The organism is Parabacteroides sp. AF19-14, from assembly GCF_003635485.1.
GTDB lineage: Bacteria > Bacteroidota > Bacteroidia > Bacteroidales > Tannerellaceae > Parabacteroides > Parabacteroides distasonis.
Window position 1 is genome coordinate 72,984 of sequence record NZ_QTMJ01000008.1, and the last position, 19,084, is coordinate 92,067.

Sequence of the window (19,084 nt, forward strand, 5' to 3'; positions counted from 1 at the left end):
CTTTTTTATATCCTGAAAAAAGAACCGGATATAATGGTTTTCAGACAAGAATCCTTATCTTTGCCTTATTGACAGCTACTAATTATTTAAATACGATGATAGACCTAACACAATTTACCCCTTGGACTCTCTTTACGGATCTTGGATTCATTTCGATACTTCTATTGGTTGGCAAATTCATACGAGTCAAGGTAAAACTGATACAACAATTATTCATCCCACCCAGCTTGATTGCGGGCTTGCTAGGACTGGCGTTCGGACCTAATGGACTGGGGTGGATTCCGCTTTCCAATGACTTAGGTACTTATGCGGCTATCCTTATCGCCTTGGTGTTCGGCGCGTTGCCTTTATCTTCCCCGAACGTCTCCATGAAAGAAGTAGCGAAACGAGTCGGGCCGATGTGGGCGTACGCTCAGGTGGGTATGTTATTGCAATGGGCATTAGTAGGCTTGTTCGGATTGTACGTGATCAAGCTGATCTGGCCGGACCTGAATGACGCTTTCGGCATTATGCTGCCGACAGGCTTTTATGGCGGACACGGCACGGCCGCCGCTATCGGGTCCGCGTTCGAGGGATTGGGCTGGGACGAGGCACGCAGTTTAGGCATGACAACCGCTACCGTGGGGGTTATTTGCTCGATCATCGGAGGTTTACTGATGGTCAAATGGGCGGCCAAGCATAAACAAACCGCTTTTATCTCGGATTTCGACGATCTCCCGGACGAGCTGAGAAGTGGGTTGCTGCCAGAGGATAAGCGGGATTCCATCGGAGAAGCTACGACTTCCTCCATATCCATCGATACGCTGACTTTCCATGTGGCCTTGGTATTTGTCGTGGCTTTTTTGGGATATATGGTTAGCCAAACCGTAAAGGTGTATTATCCGGTATTGGAGTTACCTGTTTTCAGTTGTGCCTTTATCATTGGATTAGTATTAAAGAAATTCTTCGACGCGACAACTATATCCAGATATATCTGTCCGCAGACGACCCAGAGGCTGAGCAGTTCCTTCACGGATATGCTGGTAGCTTGCGGTGTAGCGTCTATCAAGCTAGGGGTGATCGTAAAATATGCCTTGCCGCTTATCGTACTCATCATAGCGGGCGTGGCGATCGTCTGGTGCATAACATTCTTCTTAGGAAGAAGATTAGCCAAGACCTTTTGGTTCGAGCGCATGATTTTCGCTTGGGGATGGTGGACCGGCACGATGGCCATGGGCATCGCCTTGCTGCGGATCGTCGATCCGAAACTTTCCAGCAAAGCGATGGATGATTACGCGATGGCTTACCTGCCTATCGCTCCCATAGAGATCTTATTGATCACCTTCGTCCCCATCCTTTTCGTCAACGGATTGGGAGTTTGGTTGCTATTAGCCTGCTTGGTCCTTTCCCTACTGATCTTGCTACTGGCGTGGAAGATGGGATGGTGGATTACTCGCTCTTGATACTATTTACCGGGTTCTCGTTCGCCGCTTTCCAGTTCTGGAAGCTTACGGTCAATAATGTGATTACGGTTACGATCAATAAGGCGATTAAGAATACCCACCAATGAAGCGGAGTCTTATAAGCGAAGCCCTCGAGCCACATCTTCACGCCCTGCCAAGCGACCGGCGCCGCTATCACGAAGCAAATACCTACAATCCTCAGATAGGCCTTATTAAACATCAGCAGGATCTCTCCTACCGTAGCTCCATGTACCTTGCGGATACCTATTTCCTTACGGCGGTATTGAGTCTCGAACACCACTAAGCCAAATACTCCGACCAAAGAGATAATAATCGCCAGTAAACTAAAAACCGTAACCAGATCGCGTAGATTCTCCTCTTTCTGGTAAAGATGATTAAAGATCTCATCATAGAATTCGATATTAAACGGATAGGAAGGATCTAATTCTTTCATCGTCTCCTGAATGTGACCTACTACGGCATGAATGTCCGATCCGGCTTTCAAGCGGATATAAGAGATTGGCAAAGAATAACCAAAGTTTCCGACCAAGAAAGCGATATTATCCTCCCCACCACGAAGCGAGGTGAATTTCACATCGTCGGAGAAACCGATAAGATGACCGGGAGAATAGCTATCGAACGCGTCACCCACTTGCATATCCAACCCCTCCATCGCCGTACGATTGAATATATAAGACGTATGATCCGAAAGTTCGTCCGCCTTTGAGAAATCTCTCCCTTCTATAACCGGAATCCCCATCACCCGCAAGAAATTGGAAGATGCTATAATTATGAAATACTGAAAGTCCTTACCCTTATAACTACCGCCATTCGTGTTATACCCGTCCTTAGAGCCCACTTTCTCCATAGCGAAAGCTACATCCTCGATACCCGGGTTCTCTTTCAAGCGATTCACATATGTATCGTGATGCTTATCGTACATTGTCTCATTCAGCTCCACGATAGCTACCTGGTCCTTATCGAATCCTAAAGAGAAATTCCGCATATAACTATTCTGGATTTGCACAAAGCAAGCCCCGATAATCAACACGATCGAAACAACGAACTGGACACAAATCAATATCGTACGTAACTTACGCCCGGAAGGAGATAACCCGAAGCTGCCCTTCAGCACCAAGGCCGGAGGAAAAGAAGTTATATAATAAGCAGGATAAATACCCGCCAGCCAACCGATAACCAACGCTACGATGCCACACAAGAAAACGATCGGAAGATTTGAGACCAAACTCAAATCGGCCTCGATAAAAGGTAGCGCTTCCGCCCAATCCAATCCCCAAACGATAACGAGACTTACCAGCCATGCTATAAAACTAATAAGGGCTGCCTCTATCAATAAAGATCTGCGCAACAAAGTATCCGAACTACCCAATACCTTCTGCGTATTGATACTTTTGATTCGCAACGGAGTCAGAGAAGTGCTAAAGTTCGTGAAGTTAATAGCCGCGACAATGACGATCAGAAGAGCTATACCGAACAATAAGGCCGTGACTTCCTTGTTTCCGCTCCGGAATGTACCACCGTCTTGCGTCTCATTCATATAATAAATATCAGTCAGCGGAACGAGCCGGATCTGTTCTCCTTCATGGTAAATCTTCTTGAAATCAAAATGACGGTTGAAATTATCGGCAACCTCATCTGCCATGGCAGGATTATCAAGCAATAAATAACAAACCCAGTTACTTGAGCTAAAATTATTGATATTATAATCCGGATCGATCGCCGTATAGACCACGTTCCGAAGCTGCGTGTTCTCCGGGAAATCCTTATAAACCGCGCCAATCGTAAAGAGCTTAGCCGATTTAGTCCAGATATTTTCTTCCGCTCGCAACGTCTTACCAACCGCAGAGATATCTTCCCCAAACAACTTGTCAGCCAAGCTTCGGGGTACCATTACTTTCTCGGGATCTTTCAAGCAATCGATATCGCCTTCCACGATCGGGAACGCGAATATCTTCGGTAAACTAGCGTGGCAGGTTGTCACGATTTCCTTAAACCCAAACGGTTGCCCGTTTCTATCCACCGAGAGATAAACACCATTCTGGCCAAAAGAAGGAGTCAACAATGTACCCGCCTCTATATGCGGGGAAGATTGGATGACAGCCTCCACAAAGGCACGGGGTAATATTGTCCCGAAAGTACCCGGAATGGTCAAGTCCACCCTAAAAATCCGCCCGGACGTAGGATGGCAACGGTCAAAAGTCCGCTCAAAATTAATCTGTATCAAAATCACGATAAAAGCGGCGAAAGCGACCGCTAATCCCACTACATTCAAAAAGGTAGCTACCTTGAAACGTATTAATACATTGATGAAATTGCGTATGATTGTTTTCATAACTTGCTCTATTTTATTGATACTAAAATCGACCCAAAAAGAGTATTCCTTAAATAAGATGGCTGATATTCATTCGTTTCAAGATATTCAAAGAAACCTTGTTCAACGCAATTGTCTCAACCTCTTCCGTACGGAAAAACTTACTTAAACCTTCGATCTTAATCATGGCTGTATTTGTTTTAATTTATTATACTCAAATCCATCTAATAATATTCAAATAACGTGCCAAACTACATATCAAACTAATATTCAATAAATTAATTCTCAATTCATAAAACAGAAGTGTCCAATAATTGGACACCATTGTACAATTATTGGACACATACTTTTCTATGAAAACAGCAATATGATTCTACAAAAATCTTCTATTCATTCTTAATACTATGTACTGGATTCTCATTCGCCGCACGCCAGTTCTGGAAAGTGACAGTCAATATCGTGATAACCGCTATGATAGCAAAAGCGATCAAATACACCCACCAATACATAGGAGTCTTATAAGCGAAATTCTCAAGCCATCGATGTACCACATAACCGGCGATAGGCGCCCCCAAAACAAAACAAACACATAAGATTCGTATGTATGTCTTGTTAAACATCACGATAATCTCCTCGGTAGTAGAGCCTAATACCTTACGGATACCGATCTCTTTCTTCCGGTACTCACTATCGAATACGACCAAACCGAATACCCCTACCACCGAGATAAAGATCGCGATTAAACTAAATAAGGTAATCAATGAACTGAGGCTTCTCTCTTTCTCATAAAGTCCGTTCAATACCTCATCGAAGAAACGGACATTAAACGGGTATTCCGGATCAAATGATTGAAGCGTAGTCTTGACATGTTGCATAGCCCCCCGTAAGTCAGAGCCGGCTTTTACCTTTATATAAGCGTAATTAGGTTGGTTTCCCCAATTATTAGTACCCCATACAAAAAAGGCCATAGGCGTTACCTCCGTACGGAAAGAGGCGAATTTAACATCCGGCATAAAACCGACAATCTCCATACTATCTATTAAAGATCCTATCTCCAGCCCATATTCTGTCCGGGCACGTTCGTTAAAGACAAACGTGCCATAACGTTTCGCCTTATCTTCCTCCCGGAAATCACGACCTTCCGATATTTTCACATTCATCACCTTCAAAAAAGAAGGTTCAACCGGTAGACATTGGAATTGTATATCCTTATCCCGGTATTTACGTCCCCATCCCATGTATTGGTCCTGACTAGAAAGGAGCATCTCCGCATATGTAACCTCTTCGATACCGGAGAAAGATTTCACTTGGCTGGCGAAGGCATCCCGACTTTTCCGGATATTGTTATTCATATTCGTAATAATTATCTCATCCTTATCATAACCGAGAGGGGTGTTTTGCATATAATAATTCTGCAAATACATGAATGTAGCACCAATAATTAATCCGAAAGAAGCTACATACTGCACTCCTATCAATGCATTTCGTAATTGACGTCCCTTCGGAGACAAGCCAAAACTACCTTTCAACACTAAAGCCGGTGGGAAAGAAGTCATATAATATGCTGGATATATACCGGCAAGAAGCCCGGTAGCTATTGAGATAAAAGCTGTAGCCAAAACCAATCCGATATGCATTGATAACGAAATATCGGCATTTATCAATGAGGCTATTTCCGTTTTCCCTGCGATATAAACTAATAGCAGTCCTAACAAATAAGAGATTATACTTATTAACACCGCTTCTAAAATCAAAGCAAAACGGATCACAGATTCTTTTCCCCCTAATACTTTTTGTGTATTAATACTCTTAATACGCATCGGGGTAAGTGCCGTACTAAAATTCGTGAAATTAATTCCGGCGATTATCACGATCACGATAGCTATGGCAAATAATATCATCAAAGTTTGCCTGCTGGCTTTCGGGGTCTGGTCATATTTTACATCAGTCGTATAATGAACATCAGGCAACGGATTAATACGGAAAGTCATTCCAGATCCCCCCCATGAGAAACTATTATCCTTTATTAGAGCAGGATCAAAATGTGCCTTGAAATTTTCAAATAACCCCTCGACATTCTTCGGATTGTCCAAACGGATATAGAAAATATAATTCCAGTTTCCCCAGCTTTGGGCGTTTTCCTTCGGGTCCATCTTTTGATAAATACAATTCCGTACAGATGAATTCCGTGGATAATCCTTATACACTCCACCTACCGTTAGATGATCTCCATTCTCAAACTTCAATTGCTTGCCTACAGCCGATTGATTCCCAAAAAACTTCTGAGCCATGCTCTGCGGCAACAAAACAACGTTTGGCTCCTGTAACGCCTCCGGATTTCCTTCCTGAAATTTAAAGTCAAATACCTTCGTGAATTCAGGATAAACATTTATACATTGTTCCTTAAAAGTATTCCGTACACCATTCTCTTCTACAGAGAAAAACAAGTCCCCTCCCCAAGGATTCGCCAAGGTCCCAGCTACGATATGAGGCGAGGATTGGATAAAAGCATCGGCCAGCGGACGGCAAATAACTGCCTGCCCACCATCCTCAAACATAGCTTCTACCCGAAATATAGATTCCGTATCCGTATATCCTCGGTCAAAATTCTGATCATACTCGACTTGCATCATAATCAAGATGAAAGCAGAAAAAGCCACAGATAGTCCTAATACATTTAAAAGTGTCGCCATCTTGAAACGGCGCAATACACTCAAGAGATTCCTCAAAATAGTTTTCATACGTAATTTTATATTACCTGTTATATTATTCGTTCTTAATGCTACGGACCGGATTCTCATTGGCGATATTCCAAGATTTCAGGATCACGCATCCCCAAATGATCGCTAGAACCAGTAGAGCCGTAGATATGAAAATAAAAACAGTCAGCGGTATCTTATCCGCGAATTGCCTCAACCAGCTCTCTCCCACGACTCGTGAGGCTATCACTCCTAAAAGGATAGCCGGGAAAGCCGTAATCAAAACATCCTTAGATAAAAGACGTAAAATATTCGGGGCCGTCGCTCCATTCACCTTGCGAATCGCTATCTCCTTGCTCCTACGGTGCATCTCGTCCGTAATATACCCTAATAATCCCATTAAGGTGATCAGCAAGATAGCGATTGAGGCAACAAAGACACCGTCACGGAAATGACGGGTTCCCTCATACTGAGACTCTATGATCGTTTTCAACACCGTAAAACCGACATCCTCGTTCGGAAATAGTTCCGCGATCTTATCATTCATTTCCCGTAAATGTTCCGGGGTTAACTCGGAGACACGAATCGTAAAATTGCAATAGCTCATCTGACTACTACCAAACATGATGACCGGTAACTGGGACTCAAAGAAAGAATTCACCATGAAATCACGGGTGACACCCACTATTTTCCCTTTCAAATTACCCTCATCATCATAAATATATTTACCGATCGCGCCATCCGTCCACCCACGCTTACTCACGAATGACTCATTCACTAAAATATCGCCATCGCCTTTCAGTGGTTGTCCCTCGAGCAAGGGGATTTTCATCAGAGAGAGATAATCGGCATTATAGTTTACCTGCCGGGCCGTGAACAGCCAGTTTTTCTCATTATCCAGAATAGGGAAACCACCATAACCACTTAGAATGTCCATTGACGAAAGCCCCGTAGCCGTGACATAAGGCAACTTCTTGAACTCGGCGGTAAACTTAGCCGTCTTCTGATCGTCCATATTATTCAAGGAAGCATACACTATATTTTCCGGATCATATCCTAAATCATTATTCATTAGTCGATCATATTGCAATAACACGATCACCAATAATGTAATGACAAACGCTATTCCCCCAAACTGGATAAAGAGCAAACTCCGCTTCCATCCCTGCTTACCCAAAGTAGATACCCGGAATACTTGGGTAACCGGGATAACGCTGAACAAACGGGCCGGTAGCAAGGCGGACAAAATGAATATAGCCAAGATCATGATCGCAGGAAGCCATATAGTCTGCGCATTCAATAAAGTGCCCAAAGTAGGAACAGCCGCCATATCCGCTACATATTCCCGGAAAGCGAATAAAAGCAATGCCATACATACAAGAGCCACTACAAATAAAGCCGCCGTCTCAAACAAGAACATATTGAAAATGTCCTTGCTGGAAGCTCCATTACATTTGTGTACTCCTACGGATCTCGCCCGGATCGGCAGAGAAGATACCGAGTTCAAGATATAATTCATCGCCGCCACGAATAACAAAGCGAAAGCCAGTACGCTCATGATCACCACCATCCGCTTCACCTCGGTACTTTGCGTATATATCTCCGAGACCGGCTTGATATAAAGCTCCATATCAAAACCTTGTTTCCTCTCTCTTTCTACATCTATATATTTAGGCAATAAAGCCGGTATTTTCTGATTGATCTGTTCCGGGAACACACCCGGTTTCAGGCGGATATAGCCCAGATAACTATCGTCGGCACCCCAACCGGCATAGGCACCGAACTGGGTTTTCATATTAATGAAAGAAGCGACAGCGTCAAAACGTAAATGACTATTTTCCGGTATGTCACGGAATATCCCAGCCACCGTATAAGGATAGTTTTTTCCGTACAGCAGTTGTTTCCCGATCGGATCTTCCTTGCCAAATATACGTTCAGCCATTTTTTCCGATAAGAAAACTTGATCTTCGATTCCCAACAAACGGTCATCCCCTCTTAGCACCTTGATTCCCATCGTACGGAAAAAGAGGGAATCCGCCATCATCAAACGGGGCTTGAACCGATCCTCACCATGATACAATACGGCCCCGTACCTTCTCCGGCAAACCGTCGCGTACTGTATCTCGGGGAACTCTTGCCGCAAAGCCTCCGGGATCGGGGCAAATAGGATACGAGACCCATCTTCCTCTCCCGTTTTATCATCATTGTATCGCACATGCACGCTATACAAATCTTCCACTTGGTCAAAGAATGTATCGAAGCTCAATTCAAAAGCGACCCTAGCGAACAGGATCAATCCCACTCCAAGTCCTAGTGTCAAGGACAGAACCTTGATCACATTTCCCCCTCGGCCTCGAAGTAAATAACGGATTGTATAATATAGCTGTCTCATCGATTTGTATTTAAGTTAAATTGAAAGCTAACCGACCTTCACAGGCCAATTAGCTTATAAAAAACTCTTGTGTGTATGCGTTTATGTCATGTTGACTAAATAAATTCACTAACGGAAGAAACAACGCTACCGTCGAATAAATTGATCACACGGTGGGCGAAACCCGCATCGTGCTTGGAGTGCGTCACCATTACGATCGTCGTTCCCTCCTTATTCAGCTCGGTGAGCAGCTGCATAACCTCGGCACCGTTCTTGGAATCCAAGTTACCCGTTGGCTCATCGGCCAAGATTATCTTCGGGTTGGAAACTACCGCACGGGCGATCGCCACACGCTGTTGCTGACCTCCGGAGAGTTGCTGAGGGAAATGAGCCGCACGGTGGCTGATATTCATCCGCTTCAAGATATCCGTTACCATCTGCTTACGCTCCGACGCCTTGATCTTTAGATAAGTCAACGGCAGCTCCACGTTCTCAAAAACGTTCAACTCGTCTATCAAGTTGAAGCTCTGGAACACGAAACCGATGTTTCCCTTACGGACCTGCGTACGCTCTTTCTCTTTCAAGTGTCCTACCTCTTGGTCGCCCAAGTAATAATTTCCCTCGGAAGGGTTATCCAGCAAACCCAGAATATTCAACAACGTAGACTTACCGCAACCGGAAGGTCCCATGACAGCGACGAACTCGCCATCTTTTACCTCCAAAGAAACCTTATTCAACGCAATTGTCTCAACCTCTTCCGTACGGAAAAACTTACTTAAACCTTCGATCTTAATCATGACTGTATTTGTTTTAATTGTTATCTAACTATTTAATTTACCATATCTAATTCAAATAGTGTGCCAAACTAACTAAATATTTAATTCTCAAACAAGTACTATTTTACTTTCCAAAACAGACTGTCCAATTATTTGACAGTGGTGTACAAAATTTAGACACTACTATCCAATATCTCGACATAAAAAAACACCTCCCAGCTTCACAGATGAGAGGTGCTATTGTTGACTTATCTACATAGTAAAACCTACATGTCACTACTTGATCTTATCTCTATATCTTTTTCCTCCGGCATGTCGAAATTCTCAATGACTGTCAAGAAAAGCTCTTCCTTATCAACATTTATAGAATAAGAAACTGTATTTTTACCCTTCGAGAAACGGATAAACCAACTAACCACCCCATCGTTCTCATTCTCGATCACTTGATAAGCCTCTTCCTTGTCCCGCTCAAAAGCGGATTTAATTTCTTGTTGTAATGCGGCGTGGCCCTCTACGACGAAAGAAGAGACTATCTTATATACCTTTTTAGTTTTCGGATCTTTATTCGTTACTACGCTTTTATCGATCGTCTTATCCGCTTTACATTTCTGCACGACAGCCTCCAAATTCTTCTGTGCCCATAACTCTGTACTGAAACTTCCCACCAAAAGGCATAATGCCACCCAAAAACATTTACTTGCTTTCATAACTTCTTTTGTTTATTAGTTAATTTACTATTTATCCAATTCCAACATCTTATAAACCTCCTTACGTACCTGAGTATCCGGAATATTCCTCAGTAGAGTCTCCCGTTTCTTCTCGAATCGCTTATTCATCCTTTCCGGCAAATAAGCTATTTCATCCGCATTTCTTAAGAGCTGATCCGCATTCTTCTCCATCGCTTCCGCCGCTCGGGATATGACCTCCAATTCGGGTTGTATCTTCTTTATATCTGTCATTACGACACCATTGCGCACGATATAGCTTCCCTCATAAGGATTAAAAGAAGCATTTTGATTCATAAAGACCGTATTCACCAAAAACAATAAAAGAGAAGCTGCCACGCAAATAACGATTGTCCATCCTATTTTTCGTTTATAAGAAATTTCCTTAGCGGGTAGCCTCAATTCCGGAGTCTCGCTAAAATCCAAGGCAATGCCACTCTCGAAGTATCCGAATACCTCCCGATAACGTTCCAGATGGGCGGGAATATCCGGACGGGCGAAGAACTCATACAACACTTGCTCCTCCTCGTTCGAGGTCTGGCCCTCGAAGAAGCGGTCTAATAAATCCTCTATAGACTTGTATTCCTCTGTTTTCATAACGTCTGCATTTTAAAGAATTGCTCTCTCACCCGTTTACGGGCACGGGAAAGATTCATACGTACCGCCTCGGGGGTACTTCCGGTCAACCCGGCGATTTCCTCCACCTCGAAACCATCCACGTGTTTCATGCGAAGAATGGTCTGTTGAAGTCCCGGTAGTTTATTGATAAGCCGCATTACATGCTCCAAACTATCTTTTTGTTCCAGCTGGGTATAAGGCGTGGAGGCATCGCAGATAAAGAATTGTTCGCCCGCCTCACCTTCCGTGCGTTCACGAACTTTCATCCGATTCAGGCAAAGGTGCTTTGTGATTTGTACGGACAAGGCCATTACATTATTATAATAGTCTAACTCGCCACGCATATACCATAGTTTCAAAAAGACTTCCTGCATGATATCCTCGGCATCCTCCGGGTTATCCAGCAGCCTTCTCGCGTAAAGGAATAGTTTCTCCCGCAAAGGCAATATCTCTTTTTTAAACTGTTCTTGTTCCATTCTATCTTAATGACAATCGAGAAAAGAAAACGTAACATGGCTGGAGAAAATAAATTCAAGGTCTTTGTCATTCTAGTATTATAGTCGTGCCACCCTTATGGCACGATAATGCCACGGCGATGGCACGATGATGCCATAGCGATGGCACAACGATGCCACGCTGGTGGCACAGCCGTGCCACTATAACGGCACGGGCTTGGCACTGTAAGTTATTACTAAATAGCCCTATACATCACAGATACGGATACACTTCTCCAAGGAAGCGATCTTGTCTTCTTGGGCGGGGACGAACTCCTGCCCAACGAAGCCTTTATAGCCTGTCTCCATAAGAGCCTTGATGATAGCCGGATAATAAAGTTCCTGCGTCTCGTCGATTTCCGCACGTCCCGGGCTACCTCCGGTATGGACATGGGAGAAGTATTGATTATATTTCCGGATATTCTCGATGATATTCCCCTCCATGATCTGCATATGATAAATATCATATAGTAACTTAAAATTAGGGGAACCGATACGGCGACAAAGCTCCGCCCCCCAAACCGTATGATCGCACAGATAATCCTTATGGCCGACACTGTTCAAAAGCTCCATAGTCAAGACGACCTTATGTTTCTCCGCTAACGGGATAAGGCGCTTCAACCCCTTCTCGCAGTTCTCCCAGCCTTGCAAGTCCGTTACGCCATTACGTCTGCCGGAGAAGCAAATCAAGTTTGTCAATCCTGCGTCCGCCACCATCGGGATCACCTTCTCATAACTGGCGACCAACTCGTCATGCAAGGCCGGATCATTGAAACCTCGATCTATTCCAAGCCCGGCCCCTTGCGCCATCGCCACCGTCAGGCCATGTTTTTGTACGATCGGCCAATCTACCGGGTCCAGCAACTCAACGGATTCAATCCCTATATGCTTGCAGATCTCACAGAACTCGTCCAGCTTATAATCGCCGAAACACCATTTACTTACGGAATGGCGGACATTTCCTTTCAAGGGTTCCTTCACGTCTGTTTTCTTTTTCGCGGCGGCTGCCGCCTCGATACCTGTAGTCGCCAAAGCCACGCCTCCAGCTAAAAATGTCTTGATAGCCGTTCTTCTTGATATGTTTTCCATGTATTCGAATTTGATAGTTAATAGGAGACAAATATAAGAAAAATCGGATATAATATCCTGAGGCGTTGGTATTACATCCAAAAACACTACTTTTGCATACGGAAGTCACTCTACATGAAAAACACATCATATACAAAACGATCTATTTATCTGATCCTATTCTTTATAATAGGATGCACTTCATCCCTATACGGAATGGAAGGCGCAGGTGTGTATTTCAAGGCGAGCCTATGCGGAAAAATCTATAAACATTTATCCTTTCTTGTAGAAGAGGACATCCGTCCGAGAGATGACTTTAAGGAAGCGGAATGGTTCCTCACCACCGTTGAGGTAAACTACAAGTTTAATAAATATCTTCTGGCAGGAAGCGGATATATGTCTCTAGCACGATACAAGGCATCCGACGAGTTGCGAAACCGATATTATCTCTATGCTACGGGGACTTATTCGGCCGGACGTTTTACCCTCTCTGTCCGGGAACGTTTTCAAAGTACCTATAAGGTTCACGCCGAACATCCCAAGAATTATCTGCGTTCGATGCTGACCCTCTCCTATAAGATCGGCAAGAGTGGTTTCTGTCCTTTTGCCTACACCGAGGTCTTCAATGATACGCGAAATAAGATGCGGTCCGATAAGATCCGTTTCTCCACAGGAAGTAATTACCAACTAAACCCGAACAATAACCTCCAACTCTATTATCGCTACCATATATTTAATGTAGACGATCCCGTGAATTACCGCCATGCGATCGGTATCTGCTATACCCATCGTTTTTAATAAGAATTTTCGTACCTTCGCGTCCCGAGTGCTTGATAAACCTCGTTAAAAACAAGAAGACATGCAAAAAACAGTTACAGTACCTTTCATGCTGCTAGGTATACTTTTTAATATATGCCTTGTAGCGTCCAATCTTTTAGAGACAAAAGTAGTGCAAGTAGGCGGTATAACGGCTACCGCAGGTTTGATCGTATTCCCGATCTCGTATATCATCAATGATTGTATAGCGGAAGTGTGGGGATTCAAGAAGGCACGGCTAATTATCTGGAGTGGCTTCGCCTCTAATTTTCTGGTGATCGCTTTCGCGCAATTGGCGGTATTATTACCGGCCGCCCCTTTCTGGGAGGGGGAGGAAGGTTTCAATTTCGTCTTCGGGATGGCCCCACGTATAGCGGTCGCCAGCTTGATAGCGTTTTTGGCCGGTTCTTTCCTGAACGCCTATGTGATGAGCAAAATGAAAATCGCCTCCAACGGAAAGAATTTCTCGTTACGAGCGATCGTATCTACCCTTATCGGTGAGAGCGCCGATTCCCTGATCTTTTTCCCGATCGCCTTCGCCGGATTGATCCCGGCCGGAGAATTGCTTATCATGATCGGGACGCAGGCGGTACTTAAATCCTTGTACGAGGTTATCATCCTTCCCGTCACCATCCGTGTCGTAAAGTACATCAAGAAAGTAGACGGGAATGATGTGTATGATCTTGGTACCTCGTATAATATCCTAAAGGTTAAAGACATTTAGGCCGGGACCAAACAATGACCGGCCTTCATTTGAATAGATGCGACCAATCCTCCCTTTGCTGCGGCATATAGGACTTCATTCCCAATAATTCAGCCGCCCGGCAATTCACGGAAGCGTCATCAATCAGCATAGTCTCCTCGGCTAAAAGATTCGAGTCCTTCAGTACGTACTCAAAAATATCCGCGTTCGGCTTCAGCATATGCAATTCGTAAGAGAGGTAAATCTTATGGAAGAAATCTTGGGCACAAAGACCTTGATAAGAGAAATAGGTATCTTCGGACCATTTCCAATGAAGCTCGTTCGTATTGCTCAGAAGCATCGTATTATAGCGTTCACGAAGCTCCAATAGCAGACGCAACTTATTTTCCGGGACGTCTCCCAACATGGCGATCCATGCCGTGTCGATTTGTTCGTCCGTCAGGGGCTTTCCCGATAAGGCACGAATATCATCGCGAAACTGTTCCACCGAAATCGTTCCCAACTCTAATCGCTCAAACAAGTCCTTATGTTGATAGTTATTCGTGATCTGTTCCCGGATATTCTCCACGCCCAGATTCTCGAAAGCCTCGATACAACGGTTGCGAGTCAAGTTAATAAGCACACCGCCCAAGTCTATAATCAAGTTCTTTATGCCTTCCATATCATTTCTTTTTATACCAGCTACGACGTCTACGATGTCGTCTTTTCTGTTGATAACGATTGATCCGCTTGTAAACGACCCAGACAAACAACAAGCCGAAAACAGCGAATATCAATATAACAATCCAAGAGTTAAGATTGTCACCTTTTACCCGGCTCCACATTTCCAGAACCACCTCCGTCTCGTTCCCGAAATCACGGATCATGGCACAACGTTCCACGACCTTCCGGTCCGGATATTGAGCCGGGTCTATCTGGACACGCTCCGCTCCCGGTCCGAAGAAATAACTTACGTCCGAGAACTCGGTCTGCGTCGTATCGATCTTTTCCGCCAATATTTCCGGGGTGGCCACGGTGCTGACATATCCGGTCACTTCCATATTACGGCAGACGATGTCCGGACGGCATAGATAGTCCATAAAATAACTGGCCGCCTTCACGTTGCGAGCGTATTTAGGGATCGCCCAACCATCGTACCAGATATTACTACCCTCCAAAGGAACCTCATACCCCAGATCTACGCCTACGGCACTCGCCTCTTCCATGGCCCAGACCGCGTCGCCGCTCCAAGTGAAATTCAGCCACGCCTTTCCTTTCGTCATCATCTCCTTACCGAAATCGGCCTCCCAACCGGCGATATTCGGTTTCATTTTCTTTAAGTATTCCTCGGCGATAGCGATCATTTCCGGGGAGCTATCGTTCATCAATTGCTCCACCGTGATCGTACCATTCGCCAATTCCCTCGCATGGGCGTATATGATAGCGGTTCCATAAGCGTCACGATAACTATCCTTCATCAAGATCTTATTCCTGAAACGAGGGTCCCAAAGGCATTTCCACGACATTACCTCGTCCCTCGAGACATCGGCTTTATTATACAACAGGCCGGCGGTTCCCCACATATAAGGAACCACGTAGTCGGTAGTCTTACGGCCCGGCTGACTTAACTTATTCAGTTCCTCTTGGATATAGGGAGAGACATTGTCGATATAATCCGGTGTCTTCCCGAAATTACGGTCGATCGGTAGCAAGAGATTTTTCCGCAGCATGCGCTCAAGGATATACTCCGAAGGGCAAATCAAGTCGAAATCCTCATGTCCCCGCTCGATCTTGGTCAACATGATCTCGTTGATATCAAAGACCTGATAGATAATCCGGACTTCCTCACCCGTCTGTTCCTTATACCATTTCGGGAAATCCGTCAGGACGTCCTCGTCGATATAATCTCCCCAGTTATAAATCTTCAAGATCTTGCTTCTCTCCTCGTCCGAGCGCCCGCAAGAAGTGAACAGCCCCATAAGCAGGGCCAAAACAGACAGAATCGATATAAATTTCTTCATTTTCATTTACGCTCGCTTCGCTTTCTCAGCACGTTTATTTATAACAATCAACAATACTAACACGGTTACGAATATAATCGTTGAGAGGGGACGCAGTTCCGGGGTCAAACCTCCTTTCCGGGCATCCGCGTAGATAAAGGTGGAAAGGGTTTCCAAGCCCTCATTACCAATCGTAAATATGGTCACGGCGAAATCGTCGATAGATAGCGTGAAGGCAAGGATAAAGCCACTGATCATACCCGGACGGATTTCCGGGAAGATCACCTTCCGCAAGGCCTGAAACGGAGTCGCCCCCAAATCCAACGCCGCCTCGTAGATATTCTGGTTCATTTGTTTCAAGCGGGGCATGACGCTTAATACCACATACGGCGTACAGAACGTGATATGCGCCAGCACGACCGTCGTCAAACCTTGAGAGATCCCTAAGCTGACAAACAACAGGAACAAGGAAATACCGGTAATGATATCCGGATTCAACATCGGGATGTTATTGACAAAACTCACGGCATTGCGGGCCCTTGCCTTCAAATTAAAGATCCCGATAGCGGCTACGCTCCCCAACAAGGTAGATACCGTAGCGGCTATCATGGCGATAGCGAACGTATTCCAAAGTGCGCTGACCAACGAATGTTGTACGTTGCCGGCAAAAAGAGAGCTATATAATTTCGTGGAGAACCCGGTCCAGTTACCCAGTACTTTCGCCTCCGTAAATGAGAAGATCATGATAATCAAGATCGGCGAGTAGAGCAATAATAACAAAGCCCATAGATATCCCTTAGCTAAATATTTCACCATCAGATAAGCCCTCCCTCATTCGCCGAATCACTGCTCTCATTGCTGAACAATCCCGTGATTCCGATTAATAACAACATGATAAGAGAAAGCGCCGCCCCGTAGTTCCACATACCGTTATTGATATTCTCCTGTATGGTCGTACCGAAGAGCTTGATATTGTTCATCGTCAACAACTCGGCGATGGCAAACGTAGAGATGGTCGGCATAAACACCATCATGATACCGCTCATCACTCCCGGCATCGATAGTGGGAATACGGCCTTGATAAATACCTGCGACGGATTCGCCCCCAAGTCTTGCGCCGCCTCTATCAAGCTGTGATCCATTTTCTGGAGCGTATTATAAATCGGGTAGATCATAAAGGGCAGGAAGTTGTACACCATGCCAAAGATCAAGGCCCCCTCTCCCAGCGGGAAATTCAAGAAATCGAACAAAGCCACGGTAGCCAACGTACGGATCAAGATATTGACCCACATCGGAAGGATAAACAAAACGACCATCGTACGTGAAGTATTAAACCGGGCTTGGCTCAATATCCAAGCGGCCGGATATCCCAGCAGCAGACAAAGAATGGTCGTTATCAAAGCGATCCCGACTGAATACACGAAGGTGTTTATCGCCTCGGGATGGATCATAAACTTACGGAAATTGGCGAAGGTAAACATCCCTTCGTCATTCGTAAAGGCGTAATACACGATCAAGAGGAGCGGTATCACGACAAAGATGGCCAAGAACAGGACATAAGGAATGGTCCAGTTCCTTCGTCTCATAAAAAATGCAGAAAACGTATTGATCACTTCCTTCCCTTTTTAAGCATGAATAATTCGAATTTTATCCGGGGCGATCGTTATGCCGACATGGTCTCCATCATCCCATACATCGTTGGTATCGACAAAGATGTCCTCGTCCCAATCCGTAAACACGGTCAGATGATAATGGTTGCCTTTGTAGAGGATAAATTTCACCTCTCCGGTCAGGCGACCGTCTTCCTCGTTATCCTCCAAGATCACATCTTTAAAATCGATCTCGACTTTCACAGGCGTATTTGGCTCTATATCGGTTACTTCCTTGCATTCGAACGTACAGCCTAGGAATTCCACATGCGTAGCGTCGATGAGCTTTCCCTCGAAGGTATTGCAAATACGCTCTTTCTTCATTACATGGATATCGAAAGGCTTGATAAGAAGCCCGACCTCGCTACCCGCCTCGAACGGGTGGTAATCCTGTACCATGAACTCGTATCCGTTCGGGGTTTGCACCATCATCTCATAATGCACACCCTTAAAGATGGAGGAGGTTACCGTACCCGTCAACATCGCCGCCTCCGACGGCTCGAAGATGTAAATATCCTCGGGGCGCAACACGACATCTACCGGCATTTGCTCCCCGAATCCCTCATCCACGCACTCGAACTCATGACCGGCGAAAGAGACTTGCTTATCCTTGATCATCGTTCCGTTCAAGATGTTACTCTCACCGATGAAATCAGCGACGAACGAATTGACCGGCTCGTTATAAATATCGATCGGGGTACCGATTTGCTGGATCTTTCCCTCGCTCATGACAACGATCGTGTCGCTAAGCGTCAGCGCTTCCTCTTGGTCGTGGGTCACGTACACGAACGTAATGCCTAAGGACTTATGCATCTCTTTCAATTCCATTTGCATGTCCTTGCGCATCTTCAAGTCCAAGGCCGCCAACGGCTCATCCAGCAATAACACCTCCGGCTCATTCACGATAGCGCGAGCGATCGCCACACGTTGCTGCTGGCCACCGGAAAGGGAATCGACATCCCGATCCTCATAGTCTGTCAACCCTACCATTTTCAACGCCTGTTTCACTTTCTTCTCGATCGTGGCGGAAGGAAGTTTCTTCAGCTTCAGGCCAAAGGCGATATTATTGTACACATTCAGATGTGGAAATAAAGCATATTTCTGAAATACCGTATTTACGGGACGTTTATGCGGCGGCGTCTGCGTAATCTCCTTCCCGGACATCGTGATAACGCCCTCGGAGGCCGTCTGGAAGCCGGCTATCAAACGCAACAGGGTAGTCTTTCCGCAACCGGAAGGCCCCAAAATGGTTACAAACTCGCCCTTGCGGACCTGTAAATTTACATCATTCAGCACGGCCTTCTCGCCAAAATACTTCGATACGTGCTCCACGCTGATAATGCGATCCGATTTTCGTATTGACATTCTCGCTTGATCTAATTAGAATTAAACAATCATGAACAATGTTCTTA

The 19,084-nt window shown here is 45.1% G+C and carries 16 protein-coding genes and 1 pseudogene; 3 read left to right on the top strand and 14 right to left on the bottom strand.

Annotated features, from left to right (window positions below; translation table 11 throughout):
• The first annotated feature begins 95 nt into the window (after positions 1–95).
• Positions 96–1,442, top strand: a complete 1,347-nt coding sequence (locus tag DWX33_RS10055; RefSeq protein ID WP_005858025.1) for a sodium/glutamate symporter — start codon at positions 96–98, stop codon at positions 1,440–1,442.
• Here DWX33_RS10055 and DWX33_RS10060 read toward each other — a convergent pair.
• From DWX33_RS10060 to DWX33_RS10100, 9 genes and pseudogenes are all read right to left on the bottom strand, one after another.
• Entirely contained in the window at positions 1,429–3,795 is a 2,367-nt protein-coding gene (locus DWX33_RS10060; protein WP_122380322.1) for an ABC transporter permease, read from the bottom strand. The genes DWX33_RS10055 and DWX33_RS10060 overlap by 14 nt on opposite strands.
• Before the next feature lie 82 nt (positions 3,796–3,877).
• Positions 3,878–3,961, bottom strand: a pseudogene (locus tag DWX33_RS22530) (ABC transporter ATP-binding protein); the annotation flags it as partial.
• 199 nt (positions 3,962–4,160) lie between these two features.
• Positions 4,161–6,515, bottom strand: coding sequence for an ABC transporter permease (locus DWX33_RS10065; RefSeq protein WP_057318712.1), 2,355 nt, complete (start codon positions 6,513–6,515; stop codon positions 4,161–4,163).
• A gap of 25 nt (positions 6,516–6,540) precedes the next feature.
• Complete coding sequence (locus DWX33_RS10070; protein WP_122380323.1) at positions 6,541–8,865, bottom strand: FtsX-like permease family protein; 2,325 nt, start codon at positions 8,863–8,865, stop codon at positions 6,541–6,543.
• 95 nt (positions 8,866–8,960) lie between these two features.
• Positions 8,961–9,641 carry an ABC transporter ATP-binding protein gene (locus DWX33_RS10075; protein ID WP_005858035.1) on the bottom strand — a complete coding sequence of 227 codons (681 nt, stop codon included), beginning with the start codon at positions 9,639–9,641 and terminating at the stop codon, positions 8,961–8,963.
• Positions 9,642–9,886: 245 nt separating this feature from the next.
• The gene (locus DWX33_RS10085) at positions 9,887–10,327 is read right to left on the bottom strand and encodes a DUF5024 domain-containing protein (RefSeq protein WP_009274957.1); all 441 of its coding nucleotides are present in this window, start codon (positions 10,325–10,327) and stop codon (positions 9,887–9,889) included.
• 27 nt (positions 10,328–10,354) lie between these two features.
• On the bottom strand, positions 10,355–10,942 hold the full coding sequence (locus tag DWX33_RS10090; RefSeq protein WP_122380324.1) for a hypothetical protein: 588 nt from the start codon (positions 10,940–10,942) through the stop codon (positions 10,355–10,357).
• Positions 10,939–11,439, bottom strand: coding sequence for an RNA polymerase sigma factor (locus tag DWX33_RS10095; RefSeq protein ID WP_008774275.1), 501 nt, complete (start codon positions 11,437–11,439; stop codon positions 10,939–10,941). Before DWX33_RS10095 ends, DWX33_RS10090 begins: the two co-directional genes overlap by 4 nt.
• Before the next feature lie 225 nt (positions 11,440–11,664).
• A complete protein-coding gene (locus DWX33_RS10100; RefSeq protein WP_008774274.1) occupies positions 11,665–12,546 on the bottom strand; it encodes a hydroxypyruvate isomerase family protein in 882 nt (293 codons plus the stop codon).
• Positions 12,547–12,660: 114 nt separating this feature from the next.
• Between DWX33_RS10100 and DWX33_RS10105 the strand changes: the two genes are divergently transcribed.
• Both DWX33_RS10105 and DWX33_RS10110 read left to right on the top strand, forming a co-directional pair.
• The gene (locus tag DWX33_RS10105; protein WP_008774273.1) at positions 12,661–13,323 is read left to right on the top strand and encodes a DUF2490 domain-containing protein; all 663 of its coding nucleotides are present in this window, start codon (positions 12,661–12,663) and stop codon (positions 13,321–13,323) included.
• A gap of 61 nt (positions 13,324–13,384) precedes the next feature.
• Positions 13,385–14,065: a queuosine precursor transporter gene (locus DWX33_RS10110; RefSeq protein ID WP_005858047.1), complete on the top strand. Its 681-nt coding sequence runs from the start codon at positions 13,385–13,387 to the stop codon at positions 14,063–14,065.
• Between the two features lie 25 nt (positions 14,066–14,090).
• On the opposite strand, the gene DWX33_RS10115 is transcribed toward DWX33_RS10110, so the two are convergent.
• Genes DWX33_RS10115 through potA form a run of 5 tightly spaced genes read right to left on the bottom strand, consistent with a single transcriptional unit; the run spans position 14,091 to position 19,037 of the window.
• Positions 14,091–14,705 (bottom strand): HAD family phosphatase, encoded by a 615-nt coding sequence (locus tag DWX33_RS10115; protein WP_005858049.1) that lies wholly within the window; start codon positions 14,703–14,705, stop codon positions 14,091–14,093.
• Position 14,706: 1 nt separating this feature from the next.
• Positions 14,707–16,044, bottom strand: coding sequence for an ABC transporter substrate-binding protein (locus DWX33_RS10120; protein WP_122380352.1), 1,338 nt, complete (start codon positions 16,042–16,044; stop codon positions 14,707–14,709).
• Between the two features lie 6 nt (positions 16,045–16,050).
• Positions 16,051–16,839 (bottom strand): ABC transporter permease, encoded by a 789-nt coding sequence (locus DWX33_RS10125; RefSeq protein WP_005858053.1) that lies wholly within the window; start codon positions 16,837–16,839, stop codon positions 16,051–16,053.
• Positions 16,839–17,636 carry an ABC transporter permease gene (locus DWX33_RS10130; protein WP_005858055.1) on the bottom strand — a complete coding sequence of 266 codons (798 nt, stop codon included), beginning with the start codon at positions 17,634–17,636 and terminating at the stop codon, positions 16,839–16,841. Before DWX33_RS10130 ends, DWX33_RS10125 begins: the two co-directional genes overlap by 1 nt.
• 12 nt (positions 17,637–17,648) lie before the next feature.
• Complete coding sequence (gene potA / locus DWX33_RS10135) at positions 17,649–19,037, bottom strand: polyamine ABC transporter ATP-binding protein (RefSeq protein ID WP_121956415.1); 1,389 nt, start codon at positions 19,035–19,037, stop codon at positions 17,649–17,651.
• Positions 19,038–19,084 lie beyond the last annotated feature (47 nt).